Raw genomic sequence first — 20,013 nt, forward strand, 5'->3', positions numbered from 1 at the left:
TTTGAAAAAATGGCCTAAAACACTGTCAACCCCTAAATGATAAAATTTAAAAATATTTTTTACGCAGCCTTGCCGAAAGGACACTTTGATACTACTTGGTGTTGATAATCGAAAACGCCGACACATTGCAGATAAAATCAGCATGCTTTCAGTCATAGCCAACTGATGTCCGGTACAAATACGCTTTCCCAAACCAAAAGGCATGAACGCTTTATTTGCGAATGGAGAGCGATTCAGATGCCGCCTGATATCAAATAACTTTGGATTGGGCCAGTATTTTTTATGCCTTTGCATACCATGGACATTGAGGATCACCAAATCATTAGACCGGAAATTCAGATGGTACAAACTCACATCGACTGTTGGCTGGCGAACGAGCATATATGCCGGAGGATAGAGGCGAAGCGTTTCACAATAAAGTGCTTGAGTCCAAGACCATTGCCTCATTGATTGCACTGACAATTGCGCACTGTCGGAGCTTTCATCGTATATAGCCTGCTGCCATTCTGGATTGCTCGCTAAATAATGCAGAGCGGTGGTAATAGAACTTGCTGTCGTTTCGAAACCCGCAAATAAAAAAGTACTCAAGTGATCGATGCACTCTCTTCTAGGCCAGTGTAGTTGAAGTTGATGTAATGGTGAACCAGTTCGGACTTTGGCTGTTTGTACTAGGAGGTCCAATTTACTCCTCAAGTCGGAAGCCTTCTTATGAATCAACCGATGTGAAGGTAATGGCAAAAATAAAGGCAACCGCAACAGTTGCCGCATGCGTTGACCACAGTATTGATTTAATACCAACATATCATTAATGATTGGTGAGACATCTGTCACACCTTCAATACCCATTAAGGCTAATATGTTGCCCATGGTCAACTTCATAATGATTGGGTGAATATCAATGAGCCCTTGATCACATTGTTGCATTACATTATCGATATTAGCGGTGATCAAGGGTAACGATTCATTCAGTCCTTGAATAGAGAACTGTGGCTTAATTGCAGGCACTCTATGTTTCCAATCATTATCATCTAACTGGACCAACCCTTGGCGGCCAGTAATAGGGATCAGCTGCTTAAAAACTAGAGAAGACTTGGCAAAACAGCTATGTTTCACTAAGGCATCAGCCAAATCAGGTTGACGAATTACCCATAAGCGCTGATTCAAACACTGAAAACCAGCGATATCACCATGACAATGAGCGACTTGCGCCATGAAACGAATTGGAGCCTTGTGGAAATAAGACAGCGACTTTAAAGGTAACCGGTGGAAAAGCATCGACGTTCTTCCTGAACTTAGATAATTCATGGTACCGCATGAGATTTTTTAGTATAAAATATTTTGCTTTGAAGTCAATTATGGACCGCAATTGGAATAGGTAAATGCGCAAATAAAGAAAAAATATTATTAATATCAATCAGTTGCAACTTAATCACTCTGTGTTATAATCGGGCAGATGATTAATTCATTTTCTATGTTTTCCTCACCTAACCTTTCAAAATAATAAGGAGATTTACTATGCCTAGAAACGATCCTCCTGAAGTAAAAATGCAAAAAACCTTACAGGTTTTAGGAATGGTAAATTTGATGCTATCCCCTCTGCTCTTAATTGACTCCCGTCTTGCTTTGGCAGTAGGTTTAGTAGTAAATGGATTGTTAATTTCCCAACTCCATGACATAGGGAAAAAAAGAAGGCCGGGATCCAATCTGCTCAATCAGGGAAGAACATATTTCTCAGGAATGTTTTTTACCCAAAACTCACCCAACGAAAATATTGGCGAAGTGGATAATACCATAAGAAATATCATCAATGGCGGAGGCGCGATACACGATGAAGTAACCAGTATGTTCTCTAATAAAGGACCCAACTGATTAGATCAGGCAATCTTAAGAAAAGCAAGTAGGGAATTGTGTCTTTAAATCCAGCAAAAAATTAAAATTCACTACGGATTGTTGGGTCAATATAGGAGCCATGGTCGTCTAGCTAAGAGTATTTAGTGTTCCATTTTACTCAAGCCAGCCGGTCATCCCCGCGCAGGCGGGGATCCATTTTTATATTGGCAATGTGCTCTCTCATGGATGGATTCCTGCCTTCGCAGGAATGACACCATCGGCTCATTCTAAAAAAGATACTGAAGACCAAGAGCGACGCTGTAGTTTTTATTAGATAATCCAGCTGAGTCACTTTCATAGAAATGCGCACCGGTATCGTTGTCGATTATTTCGGTATCAGCACGCCCATTCGAATAATGATTGTAGGACGCCTCAACAAAAACTTTTGCGTTGGGTGTGACATAGTAGCCAGAATTAATTGTTGCAGCATAATATCTGGAGTTATTTCCATGCTCTTTAAACGTTAAATTGCGCATATAATGTTCATCATGATCTTGTGCTGAAACCCAATTACTGTATTTTAAAAGGGCATTGAATTCAAAATTATTGATGAAATAGTTCCCTGCTAAGCCAACATAAGGAGTTCTAAATTTTTGTTGGTATCCAATTCCAAGCTGATTACCAAGGAAACACCCCATATCAGCGCCACTATTATATTGGTAGCAACCCCCAATTGCTCGCCAGCTAAAAGAGCTCCATTGATAACCTGCAGCCAGACCCAGCTTATAATTTTCATTTTGCATCAGCCAAGTTCTTAAATTCAGATCCACTTCATTGGCATAATTAAGATGTGTATTCTCATGATGCGACCAGTCAGTCCAGGTTTCTTGATAGGGATTGAGCCAGTCATAATCATCCATTGCAGCCTTATTTTTTGCCAAGGTTATCCAGCCTCTACCATTAATACTAAGCCAGGTTAGGAAATCATAATTTAATTCCCCTTTTATTATCGCAGCATTTTTTATGCGCCAATTGAGCTGGCTTAGCTTGGTACCTGTTTCTGGATTATAAACATATTCATGGGCCTTACCTGATAGGATTCCTACAGAAGTACTTAACGACAAGCCATTCAAACTGTAATCCACAGCATAAGCATCAAGCGTGCACGTCAAAGATAAGGAAGTTAGAGCCAACATAACTATTTTATTATTCATATTCTTTTCCTAGTTTGGGCCGGCAGTCCTTGCAGCGAAGTGACTTCAAAAAAGCAATCGAATTATTGTGACTCATGATGCTCTTGTCAAGAACAAGATTTAAAAATATTGACCACCAGGAGTGTTAATCGTACACTTACATGGTACCTTCATGGTACCTTGTTGGAAAAGAAGCCTGGTTATTAATATCTCTTTACCTTCAAGGGTTGCTCATATTTCCTTAATCTTAGTAATGTAAACTTACAACAAGGGAAATTCTGTATAAAAAACAATCAGGATTAGCCCTGTAGATCGCTTCTTCAGAGCAGACGAGTAAGTTCCGGGGTTTGCTTACACTGGAATTTTTTTAACGAGATAATGACATACTTGAGGAATAGTAATGGCATTAAGTGAAGAATATCAAAAGAAAAGTCTAGAAAACTTCATTAAACGTTACAAGAAAAAATTAGCTGCCCAAAGTATAGCCCTTCTTGAGGCTATCAATAAATTGGCGGCTACTTATAATGTGCCTTTAGGTTTTCAAAGTGATGACGTTATTAATCTTGTAGGCAAGCAACTCGAAAAACCTTTCGATAAGTCTTCGCTTCAAAATGTTGCTGCCTCTATTTACACTTTGGTCATAGAGCAAAACGACCGTGAAATGCATGAAAATAGACGTAAACACCGCGCTCAAGGACATTTTGATCTAAAGTATATTCATCAACGCAGCCTCCGGGATCAATTACAAGACCATGATATGGCCTTGTTAATGCCTCAATCCTATAGAAATATCGAAGTGCTGGGTCCGGTAAACCGCTTTGACTCCCGATCGGTTGAAGCAGCACAAGAAGGCTTGGATTTAGCCCTTAAAAATAAACGTTTTGATCATATTTTTATTTCAATAGGTCCTGGTCATTGGCGAGGTGTTTATTTATCAAAACCCGCTGGAGGTAAAGGGAAATATCAGCTTGAATTATTTGACCCTATGGGTCCGAGTGGTGCTAATGCAATCCGGGAGATGACTTTAGATTTGTTAAAAAAATGTGGAATCGATGAGAGTCAAGTAACGATTAAGACCACAGGACCTACTCATCCACAAACAGACGCGTATGCTTGCGGAGACTTTACTTGTGCTTATAGCCATAAAAAAATGAAAGAGCTTAGCGCCCAAGATAGAGCCTATAATCAAAATCTTATCACCGTATTGGATAGCCGTGGCAATAAAGGAGACGCACTGCGTTATGCAAGTAGAGAGGAATCTTCGAAACTTGCAAAATCCAAACCCATAGTGCAACAGCCTGAAGAGGAAATTGAGTTTTCAGAAAGTGAAAAGCAGGAGTTTTTGCGTCGATTAGGTCAAATCGTGTCAGACCCTAATCAGATAGATAAAGCCGTTCTGGAAGGAAATGTTGCACAAATAAAAAATACATCTGGAACATATAAATCCGCATCGTTACGTGAATTGGACGCTTATGGAGTATTTAATTCAGACGGTTCTATAAATGAAGATGTTGCCGCACAATATGGGATAAAGTTCGATAAAAGTCAAATTAAAACACGGCTGGAATCTTATGGGTTCAAGCATCTCTCTTTAAGAGAAATGCTCATTTTTGAATCGGCTATTCGTTCGGTAATCAATGATCTTACTTCTGAGACAATAGATCTTGATCTAAGCTCGCATCAACCAAGTATGGGATTGGCGAAGCAGTGTTTCGCAGATTTTTTGCCGCCGACTCAGTTTCGACTTGTAAATCCTTTAAGTATGGAATTAACCGGCCCAACCCGACAAATGATAGGCATGGGTTATTTTAAATTTAAAGAGACTAATATTTCAATTTCCCCAGGACCTAATTCAGCCAGATCACTCACCCCAAAGACAAATCCAGAGCTTTATGAAGCAGAACATGATATCGCAAGATATTTAAACAATTTACTAACAAATAATGTAGCTCATGTATTTGCTATGGGGAGGGTGTTTCCTTATTATCCCCAAGCAAGTTCTGGTCAAAGAGAATTAATAAAAGATAACGCGTTAACAAGTGATTTCATTAATTACTTCATACCGGATGCCAATGGACGCGTGGCACTCCCTAATATTCCTGAGCTTGAAGACTTTAATATTACGTCACGTCCAATTAGAACAGTAGGACGATTTATAACTTATGAAATCAGCATCAATGGAAGTGCTCCTATTCAAATACATCATTTCCCTCTTCGCGATAAGCTACCCTTGGAGTTAACTCCAGACGAATTGGCTTATGTTAAACAAGTAAATCAGACCACTCTTCCGCAACAAAATATCCATGCACATTGCCGAAAAGGAAAAGGACGTAGTGCCCAAATTGCCTATCTTTTAGCGTCTTTGAATCCCAAATACAGCCAGCTGAGTCACGAAGAGCGACTCGCTCAGATGCGAGCTGAAAAAACCCCTCATAGGAAACCCGAATATTTTATAGAAACGGACGTACAAAAAGATTATATCAAGAAAGCCGGAAGCTTAATTCAGAGAAACATTCTTGCTGAAGTCCCTCAAAATATTGAACTTTATGGAGACATTCCCACTGAAGTCTCTCTTGAAGAGAAAAATATCGAACTTTATATTGTTTATGGAACTTTATTAAAGCAAGAAATTGATAAACATCTTCAACAGATTGAACTATCAAAGCAAACAGTGGATTTAGCACTTCTTGAATTGATGGAAAAATATCAAGAATTAAGTTCGACTTCTCCCGAGAAATTAGATGAGTGGGTTGAAGGTGTTTGTTCCAATTCAATTATCACTCAGTCTACAATTACGTTATTCGAGTCGATTAAGAACTCTACTGATTTCTTGCTGCATGCCTTTGTAGAACAGAGAAACATCAACGATGTGGAGATGTTTTTTGATTTACAAGTACATCATGGAAGCTATCAAGATATTCTTGATAAATTAGCTGCACTTCAAATTAAACGTTCCAAGGAGATATCAAGTAGACAGGAACGTGGGAAAATTACTCCTGATGCAGCTCAAAAAGAACAAGATAAATTAGAAAAATATGCCGCCTCTTTTGTATCTCACATACAAGAGACCTATTTAAAAAATTGGGAAAAGATAGGGTCTAAAAAGGACAAAGTAAGCTGCTTCGTTGAAGTCCGTGCAAGCAGTTCAGAAGTAATAACTCAAATATTCGATGCGCTACTACATCACGATCCGAAGACATTCGCAAAAGAAGAATTTAAGCGCCTACAAAAAGAATATTATCAGTACAAACCACGTATTAACCTGCTTGAAGAAGTAAACCTACTCGAAAAAGCCAAAGGTATAGACACCTATTCACTTGATCCTGAGCTTAAACAACAGAGCATGATTATAGAACAATTGTTTGCTTTAGGTTATGACCATTTTACAGCGGACACGGATCATATAATCGGGAAAATGTATCTGATCTATGAACAATTAAGTGAATTGATTAGCGCTAATGAACTTAGCCCAGAACAGTGGAATGCCTTAAAAACACGGTATATTGCATTTAAGACTCTATTTGATTTTACAAAGCCAGATAAAATGGAAACCCCTGACATATTTTTAACTTTGGATAACTTATTCCAGGGAGAAAGAGAACACGCCACCCATTTATTCACTTTATTTAAATGGAGAGTCTCCCAAGTCACACCGAGGAAAGAAAGTCTGGAGGAATTTGTTTCCAGCTTAGGTTTTGCTGTATTAGATACCGCGGTCGAAGATCTTCCAAAAAAGTATTATGGTGACAATGCGGATGGTATTTATTCTGAAAAAATCAACCAATTATTAAGAGATATTGAAAAAATAGCTGCGAATTATAAAAAAACCGCTAAAAAAGGAGTCATTAAATTAACGCAAGAGCGTGAAATCCCGACTCAAGAAGAGTACGAAGAAGCACGGGAACAGGTTGTCGAATTAATTTCAAAATATCTTCCATTTCTTACCACCTCAACAGATTTTAGAGTACGTCTTGAAAATCTAGCCAACGACTTTCTACGTTTTGAAAGTGATTCTCAATTAAGCGCTCCGGAGTTTGAGAAATTAAAAAAACGATTTGCTGAATTGAAATTAGAGTATCAAAAGCACGCCAAGAATGAGGTCGTTGAGCAGGTGATAGAAGAAATTGAAGTGCGAATTAAAGAAGTGGTCGAGCCTGATAAAGAGAAAGAAAATCTTCTTACAAAACAATATCGTGAATCAAGAGAAAATGTTCTAAGAATCAAAACCATTAAATCGGGGGCTGCTCGAGAAGCTCAAGATGAAATTCCTTTTTTTGAATCGCGAATTGAAAAGAAAATACCCAAAGAGAGAGGCTATCTTAAACGTCCAAAACTCATTGTGTTCAATATAGATGAGATAATCATTGAATTGAATCATGGTGAAAAGACACGAACGAAGGAACTGATTAATGTACTGAACTATGCCAAGAAATATGGCGTGGAAGTAGCTCTTGCTTGCAGTCATACGCCATCTCCCGATGATGAGGAACAATCACCGTTCGCACAATTAAGAGGAATAATAGAGAAAAAAGCAGGAATTGATATTTCACATATGATGTTTTTCTTAGATACTCTTCCCCTACATCATGAAAAAGCAACTACAGCCCGATATTTTCAGAAAAAAATCGCTCAGTTATCAGAACAAATTGACCTCTTAAAAAGCCAGATTCCTACGGAAGTAGATGTACAAGAATTACAAAGACGGTTCCCTGAAGAAAAAGATAGAGAAGAATTAGAACAAGCCCTCCAACAGGTACGCGCAAAAAAGGAAAAATTAGAACAAACGATTGGAACGTTACAAGAAGAACGTGCTTCTCTGCCTGAGAAATTAGCTAAATTAACTTCAGATGAATTCTTACAGTTGGATGCCATAAGACATTACCATGCGCTTAGAAAGCCGAGCAATGATCTTGATTATTATCAAACGGTTGAAGGCGGTATTTTAGCGGATTTTAAAAACGCTGAATTAGCAAAAAAACATTTAGGAATAAGTGAATTAGAGAAAACTGCAATTTGGGATAACTTATTTCAGTTAGCAGAAGCCCTGATGGAAGCGGAGTACCCTCAACTGCCGACCATGAAACCATCAACTGCAAGACCTTCATTGCAAACCCTATTAAAAGAACTTATTTATAATGCGGATAAACCAAATCTATTGCAAAAGAAATATGGCGATCTTCGCCGATGGGAAGAGGTGAGACAAAAGATTGCAGAAAATAAAGAGCATTTTCTCCAACACATTCCTCAACTCGAAGCATTTTATCACAGTCAACTTGCGTACCGAAAAAGTGCATACGAGAAAAAAATATCTGAAAAAGCTGTTTTGAAAGAAGAGGATATGGTGTTTTTTGATGGCCATCAAAATACTCTTGATCAAATTCATCAACGCAGTAATTATCGAGCAATTAAGATTGGTAATGGTGATAAAAAACCATTTCGACACATGGTGGATCTTAATTATGAGATGGGCGCATACAACGGGGTTATTGCTTATTTAAAAGGAGATGAAGAAAATGCTCCTAAAAATTATGGCCCAAACCACATCAATAAAACATTAGCACCTTATTTAACCAACATTCCTGATTTTAAACTATCTGAGTTTCAACATTCTCCTATCGTATTACATTTAGAAATGTCCGTAATACTTGCGAAATTACCTGAGTTAAGCGCAGAAGAAGAAGTCCAACAACGTTATAAGGAGCAATTTTTTGAGGCTGCTATTGAACGCTTTGAACAATTACCCAAAGCATTGCAAGATGATTTCGTGGAAACTTATTATAGGAATGGGCATCAAGCCTTAAAAGAAATAAATCAAGAGCTTGCAAAGTTAATCTCAGCTCCCTCTTCTCAGCTTGATGACAAATTAGCCAAGCTACAGACTCAAGTCGATAGAATTGTCGAAATGGATGAAAAATTTTCACGACACATTTCACTAACGTTCCTAAGTTCCGAAGCGAACTTGTTACGAGCAATGATTACTGAAGGTTTGGATTCAGAAAATCTCGACCATTTAAAAAAAGTAGGCGTTGATAAAGTGGCGTTTACAGCAGCTCATGATGAATTACGCACACAGTTTTATATCGAATCAATAGAAGAACAACCCGATACTTATCTGCTGCAAAAAATTCATCCGACTCTTGAAGGAATGGATACTTTTGATAAAGAATTTATCACCGAGCAATATACACTTTGCGTTAAGAAACGCTTGATGGAAATTACTAATGAGAATTATGCTTCGTTAAAAGACGCTTTAGTTGCTGTGCAAAATGATGTAGAACAGATAATAACACCACGCGAAAAAAATGATGCAGCTCTAGATGTAGCCGTAGCCCATCGCCAATTGATTGCCGCAAAAAAACTATGTGACTCTTTACGCCAAACAATCGTTCCATACCAAAATAAGGTAGACGAGTTAAATGAACAACCTGAGGTAGATTATATTGAGCAAATCTCTGCTCTATCAGAAATAATTGCACATTACCAACAAAAAGTTGAATCATCCCCTGAATGTCAAGCCAAACTCTTCTTGGATAAAGCAGAGAAATATTTGTGTACTAAAAATTGGGACGTGGGATTTCAATTGGAAAAACATACCATACGCGTAGGAGATAAAGTAAAGAAAATTCCTGCAACTGTAGCAGAACAATTGAAGGTTATAAAAGAGGCCCGGGAGGATGGCAATTATTTAGATGCTAAAACAAAGTTTTTAGATATAGGAAAACAAAAGGAGCTTTCTTGGCGTTCTTCAAAAGTAGCAAAAAACTATTATTCTTTATTCAAGAAACCTGATGACGAAAGCATAGAAAAAGACCTGAACAGCAAGTTTTCGCCAACCTCAAAAACTTAGCTTCAAACATTGATTTTTTGCCCTCTTCTATGATGCCCCTTTCACATCATAATGCGTTTATTATATTGAATTTTTTATTGTACATTTCCTAACAAATCTCCTATCTCTTTTTCTGCTGATTGGGGTGCCGCTACAGATTGGAAAATTGCTTTAATTTCGCTCATTTTTAGCCACATCAAATGGTCTATAATTAAACGTATAAGCAAAATACAACCCCAGGTGTCCTTATGCAAGCCAGAATGGAAAACCTCCCTGATGGGCAAAAATGGTTTATTAATAGCATGAAAAGGCTGGGATATAGGGGCAGTCGAAATGGGGTTTGTCATGGATTGGCCACCTTATTTATGGTTTATTGCCTAAATAACAAGGCTGATTCATTCTTTAGAATATTAGATTTTACTAATGAAAACCGTCACCTCATCAATAAAGAGGTGATTGATGCGTTAAGGGCAAGACTTGCAAAAAATCCACAAGAAGTACTCACCGAAACAGAAAAACAGTTGCTTGAGTTAGCTAATTTTTGTGAAACAGTCGAGATACTGCAGCAACCAATCTATTATCCACAATTGTTTCCTAACGAGCTTGCAATTAGAACTCAAGACGTAGAAGAAACTCTTTCATTATTGGGGTTGGATACCTGGAATAACGAATACACTATTGAAGAACTCTCAGAGCAAACACCAGAAAAAGGTAAATTCTACGCCAAGTTTACTCCAACAGGACTTGACTATGCTTTCATAAATCCAACAGGCGATGAGATTAGAGGAACACTTCTTGCAGAAGACCTAATTACTGCATTCAAACCCAGCGAACAACATGAAGAACAGCCGTTCAAAACATTAAATACATCCTTTAAAAAAGTTATCGATTTGATTGAGAAAAAGAATGGCCATCAAATTAATTCAGGATATTTTCAGAAAAAAAACATTTTTCCTGCAGGAGATGTATGTGGGGTTTATAATAATGCAGAACTTGAAAAATTGATTCAGTCTTTTGCGAAAATCGCACCTGAATACCAACCGATTTCATTTACCCTCTCTGCATGCAGGCATGCAATCGAGCTTACTTATGTAAATAATCAATGGGTCTTATTTAACCCAAGCCGCAAATTCAAATTTTTTAATAATGAACCGTCGTCTGCAAAAGAAATTTCAGTACTAATAGCAGACACATATAAGTCTCTTGCTAAGAATCCTAAAGGTGAATACATTGGCTTATCCTTTACTGTGGCTGTAAATAATAAAGGGCAAGCCCTTAAAGTAAAAGAAGCAATGTCTTCGATACAAGTAAATCCTGATATTCATCCAACTAATTTTGGTGATCTGCGCCGAGTTGATGCTGATGGTAAAACATGGGATGAAATCGCCGTCAAAACAGATAATCTAGTCGCCATGAAAAAGATTGTGGCCGGGCAAGTAGAGGATGACGACGTCATTCATCTAATGCTGAAACATTTGCATACCGCCATAAGAAACAAAAAAAGAGAAGTACATGATTATTTTATCGAGAAACTTAAAGGATATGGACTGCAATTCGAAAATTTAGGTGAACGGGATATAGATACCATTTTAGCTGCATTTACTTCTCAACCTTTAAATGATTTTAAACAATTTTATCAGCTATTATCGCCTAAATTGAGTCAAGAACCGTTATCACATACCTTAGAGCGTTGTTTAGTCAGTTCCATTTTAAACAATAATAAATCGGTTATGGATTATTTATTGGACGATGTATACCAATTGAAATCGCCAGATCGTGAATTAAAACTTCTGCAATGTGCTGTTACATGTGAAAAACCGGATTTGGCACTGGAACAAATGCAAAAACTTGATGCCTTAAAAGAAGAAAAAGCACTAACCGAAGAACAAGTACTAGCATATGATGGCTTCCTAAAGGGAACGTTTGCAAAACACTTTCAAAGTCAAAAACCCTACCCCATGATCTTCTTAGAAGTAAATGAAGGAGTAACTCTGAAGGAAGGACAATTGGGTAAAATATCGACACAAAATGGAAATAGTCCAATTTTGATAAAGCAAGGCAATACGATAATGATATATGGCTTATCAAAAGAAAATAAATGGCAACTCAATCCATTAAAAAATCCACCGAGCGAGGTAATGCAAGAAATAGACAAATTGCAATTTGGCTCAGTAGGAACTATTAGTCCAGGTGAGTTACACAAAGAAATTAGAAAAAATAACCTGCATATAACTTCAACAACGACGTTACTTCTTTCTGCTGTTAAATCAAGAAATGTTGACCTTATAAATAAGCTACTTGAAAAAGGAGCTAATCTTGATATACCTAATAAGCAAGGATTAACACCACTCATGCACGCGAGCAGAAATGGATTTGGTGAGATCGTCCAAATTTTGCTAACGAAAGGTGCAAATTCTTCTTTAATTGATAAGAAAGGGAATAGTGCATTACATTATGCATGCATGGAAGGACATACCGAGATAGCCCAGCAATTAATCAGCAGCAATCCTGAGCTAATTAATATAGCAAATAATGAGAAGATTACCCCTTTGATGTATGCAGTTTATTTGCAATACGAAAATGTTGATTTAATCAAATTATTATTGGCTAGCAAGAGCGAAGCTAATTATGCTGTCTTATACCTTGCTTGTACTAAAGGCCGTTTAAATACGGTTGAAGTTTTGCTTGAGCTTGCTCCAGGTGTTTTAGAAAATAATGTTAATCTAATTGCAGCGGCCATCAAAAGTGGCAACGCAAATTTAGTAAAATTACTTCTTGAACCTAAGCTTCCTGAACATAAAATTGACTATGATCCTCTTCAATTATTTAAATTTGCTTGCCAGAATAGAAATGCCGATATTGCTCGCCTTATTGCCGAAAAACACCCTGATATTTTAAAATCACCAGGAGCTAAGGTCCCCTTCTTAAATGCCTGCATTGCAGGTGACTTGGGAATAGTTAAATTATTTGTAGAAAAGCTAGGTTCCGAATATATAGAAACAATAGAAGATCAAAATGACACAGGATTATTTTTTGCTCTTCAACGTGGACATAAGAATGTTGCGGAATATTTACTGGATAGTTGTCCTAATTTCAATGACTCTATCAAGAATGATCCTCAATGGCTTAAACTTATTACAGAAAGAGGACATTTACCTCTTTTAGAATTATTCGTAAATAAATACAACGTTGATATAAAAAAGCCGGATTCCAAAGGCTTCAGCGCGATTCATCATGCTTGTGCAGGGGGCCACGTCGAGCTGGTCAAATTTCTTGTCGAAAAAGATCCCAGCGTCTTAGAGTCTCGTGTTCTTGACAGTAAAACGCAGACACCTCTGTTTTTAGCTGCAGGTTTGCCCGATCCAACCGTTGCCTCTTATTTACTTAGTAAAGGCGCGGATATTTATGCTGTGGATACAGCTTTAAACACGCCAATACACCTTGCTTGTGTCTCTAGTGACAGCTCTTTATCTCATCTGCTTACACTCCGGGCAGAGGATAATTCTGAAGAAGCAATCCCTGAAATAAAAAAAATGGCTGAACTAAGAAATGCAAAAGGACAGACACCCCTGATGTTTGCCATCGTATTTGATAATCCTTCACTTGCAAGCCTATTCTTAGAATGTAAAGCAGATATTAATCTGGTAGACAAAATGGGAAACAATGCATTGCATCTTCTTTGTAAAAGTCCAAAAGATGAAAACGAGGAGGTACGTTTCTTAAAAGATACGATAAAAATTGTTCTTCATGAAAATAAAGAATTGCTCAATACAATAAATGGCGCTGGAATGACCCCCTTAATGCTTGCAGCTCAAAGTGGCCGAGTGGATATTTTTAAAATTTTATTAAAGTACGACCCCCTTTATGTTAGGAATGATGAGAAAACCATTTTTGATTGCTCGCCTAATGAAGAGACTACAAGCGAATTGCTAAAGGCAATCATCAAGGGTTCAGCAGAAAATCAAGATCAGCTGCAACAGCTAATCGAACTGGAATTAAAAAAACAGCATATCCATCTCGTATTACCGATGCTCAAAGCAGTTTCAGATCCAAAATTTACCATCAATATTTTAAACAACATTCTTTCAATAGAGAGTGATACGCCACTATTTAAATCGAAAGCCATTCAAGAAAAAGCAAAAGAACTATTGCCTTTACTTTCTTTCTTGCATGAATGTATTGGAAAATATGAGGTTCAGATTCCTTCTGAGGAAATTGATAATTTCGTCAATGCAATTGAACAACTCGCGCAAACTGAAGATGAGCAAGATTATCTCATGATTAAGGAATACATTGAGGGAGCTACCTCGAAGTTAAAAGAAACAGTAAAAATAAAAGAACCTACTCCCAGTAACACTAATCCCTATCAATGGTTCCAACCACCCTCAGCTAATGCGCCTGTAAGTACGACTGAGTCGGATAAAAAAATTTCCTTTTCACCTGGGGGGAATGATGATTCCCATAGTTAGATCCTGTGCTGACCCTAGCTCTTTTTCATTCTATTATTGAAAACATACAGGTTGTTAAGTTCTTATTTATTTTAATCGAGGAACTTGCGCAAGATAATGAATATTCTCTAACCAAAGTTGCCATTTAAAACCAAGCACTTAATAATTTCTCTGAAATTTTTAATATAACGTTTCATCCACGTCGTTGCCATCATCGGTTCAACATAGCTGAAAGCACCCCATATTTTATTGTTAATGGTAGCAATATGTAGAAAATAGGGAAAATCTCCAATTTGTCGCCCACTACCGCGATGTATTCCTTTAACTGTTAAACTCCCAAAATGTTTAGGGAAATCAATTTTCCCCCAATTGCTGATACCAAATCCCTCAGTAAATTCTCTTCTCCCCGAATATTCAGGTAATTCAAACCGATCAACCAATTCTTCTGCGTCAAATTTTTTAGGTGTTAAACCCGTTAAATAAAAATTATTATCAAACTGATATTGATAGTGCTGCACTAAATGCCAGAAGTGTGTGTTTTTGTCCACACTATGAAGCGTTTTAACTACACTTACAAAACATCCAACATGTTCAGGAGCTATAGCAGGCTGGGCATAATGACGCAAATTCACAGCTACATGAAGAGAAAGTTTCTCAAACTGTTCAAGTTTAGATGCAGCAAATAATAGTGCAGCATTAATTACTGCCGTCATTTTAACGCGCCTCTCTTTACAAAGAGCTTGGATCCTCTCAGATATTGATGCATCGAAATCGCAAAATAAAACCTTGGTCTCTATTTTTTTTGCTGAAAAATCATTAAACTTAAGTTTCGAGTCAGGACCAAATAGGTTATTGATAGTACATTGATTTTTATTGTATTGTTCCCAGCTAATAGGTGATGGAAGCTGGTATTCAATCGCCGAAATAAGCGGAAGTGAGACTACATCAGGAAATTGCCCTTGTTCAAGCTGTTCATAGAAACGCAACAAATCATTGAGTATTGATAGCTGAGAAGCCCCATCCAAAATGGAGTGGTGCAAACCAATAAGTAAATAATGATGTTTCGGGTTAACTTTTGAAGTAACCAGTATACTTTGCCAAAGATATTTGGAAACAGGATAAGGTTCTTTTAAAATTTGTAAAAATTTTTCAAACCAAGCATTGTCATCCGTTGTAATAAGTTGTTCAATGGGCACTTTATCAAAATCTACATTGGTTTGAAAAAAGTAGGTGTTTGTCTCTCTAAAATAAGTTGCGCGCAATAGAGGGTGCCGGCAATATAAATTGTAAAAAGCTCTTTTTAATAAAAAGAAATCCACCTCACCCTTGATATAAACTACCATACAGGTGTTTGCCGTGCCCCTGCCTTTATCATGAGCAATGGCACAAGCCGTTTCCCATAATCCTAAAGCTCTTTTCACAATGATGTATTGAATGAGTAAGCTTATAAAAATTATAGACGTAAAATATTTACTCAAATGAGTGGAGTTCACATTTTTCACTAGAAAAAACAGAACTCATTACGTATTTTATACCAAATAATAAGCACCAAAATGACTACAAAATTTCTAAAAAAATCCTCTTTTAATAATTTCTTAATTTTATTCTAATATAATATCGCTCAATTATTATTCTAATTGAGTCATTTAAATCAACTATGCCAATGAAAAGAAAACATATGTCAAGCCAACGTGAACAGCACTATTATAAAGAAGTTGGTAAAAAAATTGTTCCCATAGAAGATGAGGATGAGCAAAGAAAAATCGATGAATTCATGAAGAAACATCACTCAGAAACTCCTTCTCATACAGCACGTGAATCGGGTTATTCAGCTTATATGTTCCATGGGAGAGCAGTTGAAGTAAATACGTCCATGGTAAAGAAACGCAAGGTAGATGAAGAGCATTATCTTATTTCAAGAGCACCTAAAGCCCCTACCTTACCTGTTTCGTGTTTGGCTTCAACAGAGCATGTCGTTGCGATGCAAGAAGATGTTAAAGATTTTATGTCAGAATCTGAACCCCAAACAAAACAGAACGTAATGTATCTAATTCCATTGGCGTGCAGTACTAAAAAAATAACTATCCGCAATGAAAAAAGTGCCATTTTAAAGCTCTTACACCAATATGATAGTACTTTAAATAGAAATAATGTCAGCATTACCTATAATAAGGAAAAAGTTGTTTTTGAAATTAAGGTGAGTACACAAGTTGCCGACATTCAAGTGCTTGTTCGAGCACTGACCAGCACAAAAAAATATAAGATAGTTGATTGTGATTTTGAAGATATCGGTTTAAATCAAGGCGTTTGTTTGGTTAAAAGGGATGCATCCAATCCAATTCATGCCCTGGTTGCTATTGTAGATTCTAATTCTGAAAAAGGATTCCTTGAGCGAGATGCGGGTAAAACATCAGGTCGTAATACTGCTTCGTATCAGGATCGTCATTGGACATTTAATTTCTTTACCAGTTTGGAGGATATGCGAAAGAAAACGGAATATCCTGAAGATACTTTCGCTATAAAAATTTTTAATTCAAACTAAAAATCAAAAAACAAAGATAAATATAAAATTCGCTGCGTTGGGTCAAAATGACCTGAGGGATCGTCAATTTTTTATACACAAGAGATTTTAATAATCAATATTAATGGTAATAATATACTTTGATCTAAGTTTACGTCATTCCCTCCTGCGCGGGAGTGACATGATATAGAACCAATATGCCCATTAAAAGACCAATAAACTGCTCGAAAAAAGTGACGACCCCTCAGGTCATTTTGACCTAACACCCATTTACCCCAAGTACTTTAACCTACTTTTTGCTCCCTGCTTTCACCCCCCAAATAAAATCAGATAATTAAGAAATTATTACTTTGCTTCGTATCCTTAAAAAGGATAAGATGAGGCCTGTTTAAGTTTTCAGTACAGGGATAATGACTTCCATACTTAAATCCGAAAATATTGCTCTTACTCATAATGAAGTAAGCCAAAATATCAACATATTATTCACTATTTCGATTATTTTTGTTTCCGTAGCACTACGTTTTTTATGCATTGGTTCACACAACTTGTTTGTTGAAGAAACCTATTACTGGAATTATTCACAACATCTCGATTTTGGTTATCTGGACCATCCCCCTATGGTCGCATTGCTTATCAAAATGTCTACCTTGATTTTTGGCACCAATGAGTTTGCCGTTCGCATGCCTGCTCTGCTTTGTTGGGGAGGAGCTGCCTTTTTCAGTTTCAAGTTAACTGAATTAATTCATCGAGGCTCTGGTCTGTACGCGGTATTATTGCTATCGCTCATGCCATTTTATTTTATACAGTCTACTATAATAACGCCTGATCAACCGGTTCTGGTTTGTTGGTCAGCCGCGCTCTATTATTTTTATCGCATTTTTATTTTCGATGAATCTAAATCCTGGTACAAAGCAGGTATATGGCTTGGTTTAGGAATGTTGTCCAAATACACAATTGTATTACTTGGACCTGCTGTTCTTCTTTATTTAATCACAGTACCTTCAACACGATATTGGTTTATTAAGAAAGAACCTTATCTTTGTGTATTGATTGCCTTACTCCTTTTTACTCCAGTAATTTATTGGAATTTTACGCATGAATGGGCTTCATTTGTATTTCAAAGCGTGCGTCGATTTAAGCCAGCCCATCGTTTTTCCTTTCATCATTTTATTGGATTAGTTTTTCTATTTTTATTGCCATCGGGGGTAATGGGCCTTTATTATCTCTTATGGAATAAAAAATCGATCAACATTGAAGTAAAAAAGAAACGCTTTCTGCAAATATTTACACTGTTTCCATTGGGGTTTTTTGGAGTATACAGTCTTAATCATTCCATTCGATTGGATTGGATAGGCCCAGGACTAATCGCTATTATACCTTGGCTTGCACTACTGATTTCTAAAAACAAATTCTACAAAGAATGGCATCTAATCTCATTTTTTTTATTGCCATGCTATGTTCTCTTAATTGTCATGATAGCGTTCGGAATCTCTGAAAAAGCATCAAAAATGTTTTTTCAAAAAATGATTTCCTGGGAAAATATGACTGAGCAATTCCATGATTTAGCAAAAAATGTGAGCGATATACGACATACTGAGCCCGTTCTTGTCCCCTTAGATGCATATAATATAGGAAGTGAACTTGCATTTTATCAAGCAAGACTACTGGAACAGGGAAAAATCCAAAACATTTATCCCGTTATTGGGAGACATATTTTTGGTATGAATAGCTTGATGTATCAATATTGGTCAAGTGCAACAATGCCTTCTGGAAGGACTTTAATTTTAATTGCTACAGATCCCAAGGATTTTAATTTACCTTACATCAGCAGTAGAATAGCAGTACTAAACCCGCCGAAGAAGCTCTGGTCGCATAGCCAAGGAAGGGGGAAACCCATATCTCCATACTATTATGAACTCGTACAAATGAAATAAAAGGGTAAACGGTAGCCTGGGTGCAGCGCAGTGGAACCCGGGGTTCGCTGCGCTGCACCCAGGCTACAATGCATCCAAATAATGGGGACGATCCTCCCATATATCATGTGACCTGTTATTGCGTTGGCCTCTGTTCCTTTTCGATTTCTTCAGCTACCACTTTTGTCATTCGGTCATAAGCCTGCTGAGTGCCTGTTTTAAACCCAAGCGCTTCAACCAAACTGCTAAAAATACTTTGACGTCTACGAGTGTTAAATAATGGATCATTGGTTTTTCTGTGATCGGCAATTTTAGTTAAAAGCTGATTCAATGATAATTGAGATTCGCCTGCTATCTCCTGATATAGATATTTTAATTGATTAAATTTTTTCTCTGTAATATCTAAATCAGGCTGATTTTTAGGCAGATCCTCAAGTTTTTCATACAGTTCCTTGAGTACTTCCATTTGAGTAGGATTGACCTTAAAACAATTTGGCGGTGGTGGAAGAATATAAAATCCATTTTGAGGGAGTTGCCCCTTGACCAGTTTTGTTTTGTAATCAAGCCCAAAAGTAAAAAAAGCAGGAACTTTGGGAGAATGTTGTAAGGTGTAATTAAGAATATCACATGCGGTAGTACGACATGTGTTCGATGGGTTAATTTCTCTTGCACCATCAATGATACCATCACGAATTTGTTTATTATTAAAAGTGCTTGCCTTACCATAATTATCAACATTTTGAAGTCTGAATGTGATTTGGCCTGAGTGTTCTTTCTCAGGAATATAACACTTGATGCCACGTCTAAGAAAATAGACACCTTTTTCTGGATAGGTTAATTTTTCAACTGCGATGTTTCGAACTTTTCTTTCTTTATAGTATTTAAGCTGATCCTCATGAATATCTCTTGTTATCGCTAAAAATTCTAAATAGTGCTCATAAGTTATGGAGTATGCTTGATAGCTAATGTCTGAGTTCCTATTATCCTCCCCTTCATCCATTAATGACGCATCAGAATGGCTTCCCAAAATTTTTCCAAATAGGGTAAATTGATTAGTACAACTTATCCCGAAGTCTTCGTCGATAACATTCCCTTTACCTACTTTCGCTAAAAGCTCAGGCTTGCCATCGACCATAACCCCGAGCATGACAAAACTATGAATGCCTTTTTTAGCAATAGTTATAAAAAATTCGCTTTTTTTATTGGCAACAAGAACAATAGGCCTACCCATATTTCTTTCTCTCCAATGCTCTAAACTTGAGATTTTAGCATATTTATTGAT

The 20,013-nt window shown here is 37.0% G+C and carries 9 protein-coding genes; 5 read left to right on the plus strand and 4 right to left on the minus strand.

What is annotated here, in order from left to right:
• Window positions 1-1,305 (minus strand): cytochrome P450 (locus Lani_RS01375; RefSeq protein ID WP_156415156.1); only part of this gene is annotated, 1,305 nt, incomplete at its 3' end.
• Window positions 1,306-1,515: 210 nt separating this feature from the next.
• Between Lani_RS01375 and Lani_RS01380 the strand changes: the two genes are divergently transcribed.
• Complete coding sequence (locus Lani_RS01380; RefSeq protein ID WP_058388353.1) at window positions 1,516-1,869, plus strand: hypothetical protein; 354 nt, start codon at window positions 1,516-1,518, stop codon at window positions 1,867-1,869.
• A gap of 248 nt (window positions 1,870-2,117) precedes the next feature.
• On the opposite strand, the gene Lani_RS01385 is transcribed toward Lani_RS01380, so the two are convergent.
• The gene (locus Lani_RS01385) at window positions 2,118-3,044 is read right to left on the minus strand and encodes an omptin family outer membrane protease (RefSeq protein ID WP_019234186.1); all 927 of its coding nucleotides are present in this window, start codon (window positions 3,042-3,044) and stop codon (window positions 2,118-2,120) included.
• A gap of 379 nt (window positions 3,045-3,423) precedes the next feature.
• On the opposite strand from Lani_RS01385, the gene Lani_RS01390 reads away from it, so the two are divergent.
• Together Lani_RS01390 and Lani_RS01400 are read left to right on the plus strand one after the other, a co-directional pair.
• A complete protein-coding gene (locus tag Lani_RS01390) occupies window positions 3,424-9,870 on the plus strand; it encodes a hypothetical protein (RefSeq protein ID WP_058388354.1) in 6,447 nt (2,148 codons plus the stop codon).
• A 227-nt stretch (window positions 9,871-10,097) separates the two neighbouring features.
• Entirely contained in the window at window positions 10,098-14,318 is a 4,221-nt protein-coding gene (locus tag Lani_RS01400; protein WP_082654111.1) for an ankyrin repeat domain-containing protein, read from the plus strand.
• Window positions 14,319-14,425: 107 nt separating this feature from the next.
• On the opposite strand, the gene Lani_RS01405 is transcribed toward Lani_RS01400, so the two are convergent.
• Entirely contained in the window at window positions 14,426-15,799 is a 1,374-nt protein-coding gene (locus tag Lani_RS01405; RefSeq protein ID WP_058388356.1) for a condensation domain-containing protein, read from the minus strand.
• Between the two features lie 176 nt (window positions 15,800-15,975).
• On the opposite strand from Lani_RS01405, the gene Lani_RS01410 reads away from it, so the two are divergent.
• Window positions 15,976-16,839 (plus strand): hypothetical protein, encoded by an 864-nt coding sequence (locus Lani_RS01410; RefSeq protein ID WP_019234195.1) that lies wholly within the window; start codon window positions 15,976-15,978, stop codon window positions 16,837-16,839.
• Window positions 16,840-17,228: 389 nt separating this feature from the next.
• Entirely contained in the window at window positions 17,229-18,752 is a 1,524-nt protein-coding gene (locus tag Lani_RS01415) for a glycosyltransferase family 39 protein (RefSeq protein WP_019234196.1), read from the plus strand.
• A gap of 115 nt (window positions 18,753-18,867) precedes the next feature.
• Here the strand turns inward: Lani_RS01415 and Lani_RS01420 are convergent, their stop codons facing one another.
• Complete coding sequence (locus tag Lani_RS01420; RefSeq protein WP_019234197.1) at window positions 18,868-19,962, minus strand: hypothetical protein; 1,095 nt, start codon at window positions 19,960-19,962, stop codon at window positions 18,868-18,870.
• Between the last annotated feature and the right edge of the window lie 51 nt (window positions 19,963-20,013).

This window comes from Legionella anisa, assembly GCF_001467525.1.
In the GTDB taxonomy this organism is placed as follows: Bacteria; Pseudomonadota; Gammaproteobacteria; order Legionellales; family Legionellaceae; genus Legionella; species Legionella anisa.

What these genes read in the sequence shown, in the direction of transcription:
- Lani_RS01380 (WP_058388353.1), top strand. Translation starts at nt 1,516, where the DNA reads ATGCCTAGAAACGATCCTCCTGAAGTAAAAATGCAAAAAACCTTACAG.
- Lani_RS01385 (WP_019234186.1), bottom strand. Translation starts at nt 3,044, where the DNA reads ATGAATAATAAAATAGTTATGTTGGCTCTAACTTCCTTATCTTTGACG.
- Lani_RS01390 (WP_058388354.1), top strand. Translation starts at nt 3,424, where the DNA reads ATGGCATTAAGTGAAGAATATCAAAAGAAAAGTCTAGAAAACTTCATT.
- Lani_RS01400 (WP_082654111.1), top strand. Translation starts at nt 10,098, where the DNA reads ATGCAAGCCAGAATGGAAAACCTCCCTGATGGGCAAAAATGGTTTATT.
- Lani_RS01410 (WP_019234195.1), top strand. Translation starts at nt 15,976, where the DNA reads ATGTCAAGCCAACGTGAACAGCACTATTATAAAGAAGTTGGTAAAAAA.
- Lani_RS01415 (WP_019234196.1), top strand. Translation starts at nt 17,229, where the DNA reads ATGACTTCCATACTTAAATCCGAAAATATTGCTCTTACTCATAATGAA.
- Lani_RS01420 (WP_019234197.1), bottom strand. Translation starts at nt 19,962, where the DNA reads ATGGGTAGGCCTATTGTTCTTGTTGCCAATAAAAAAAGCGAATTTTTT.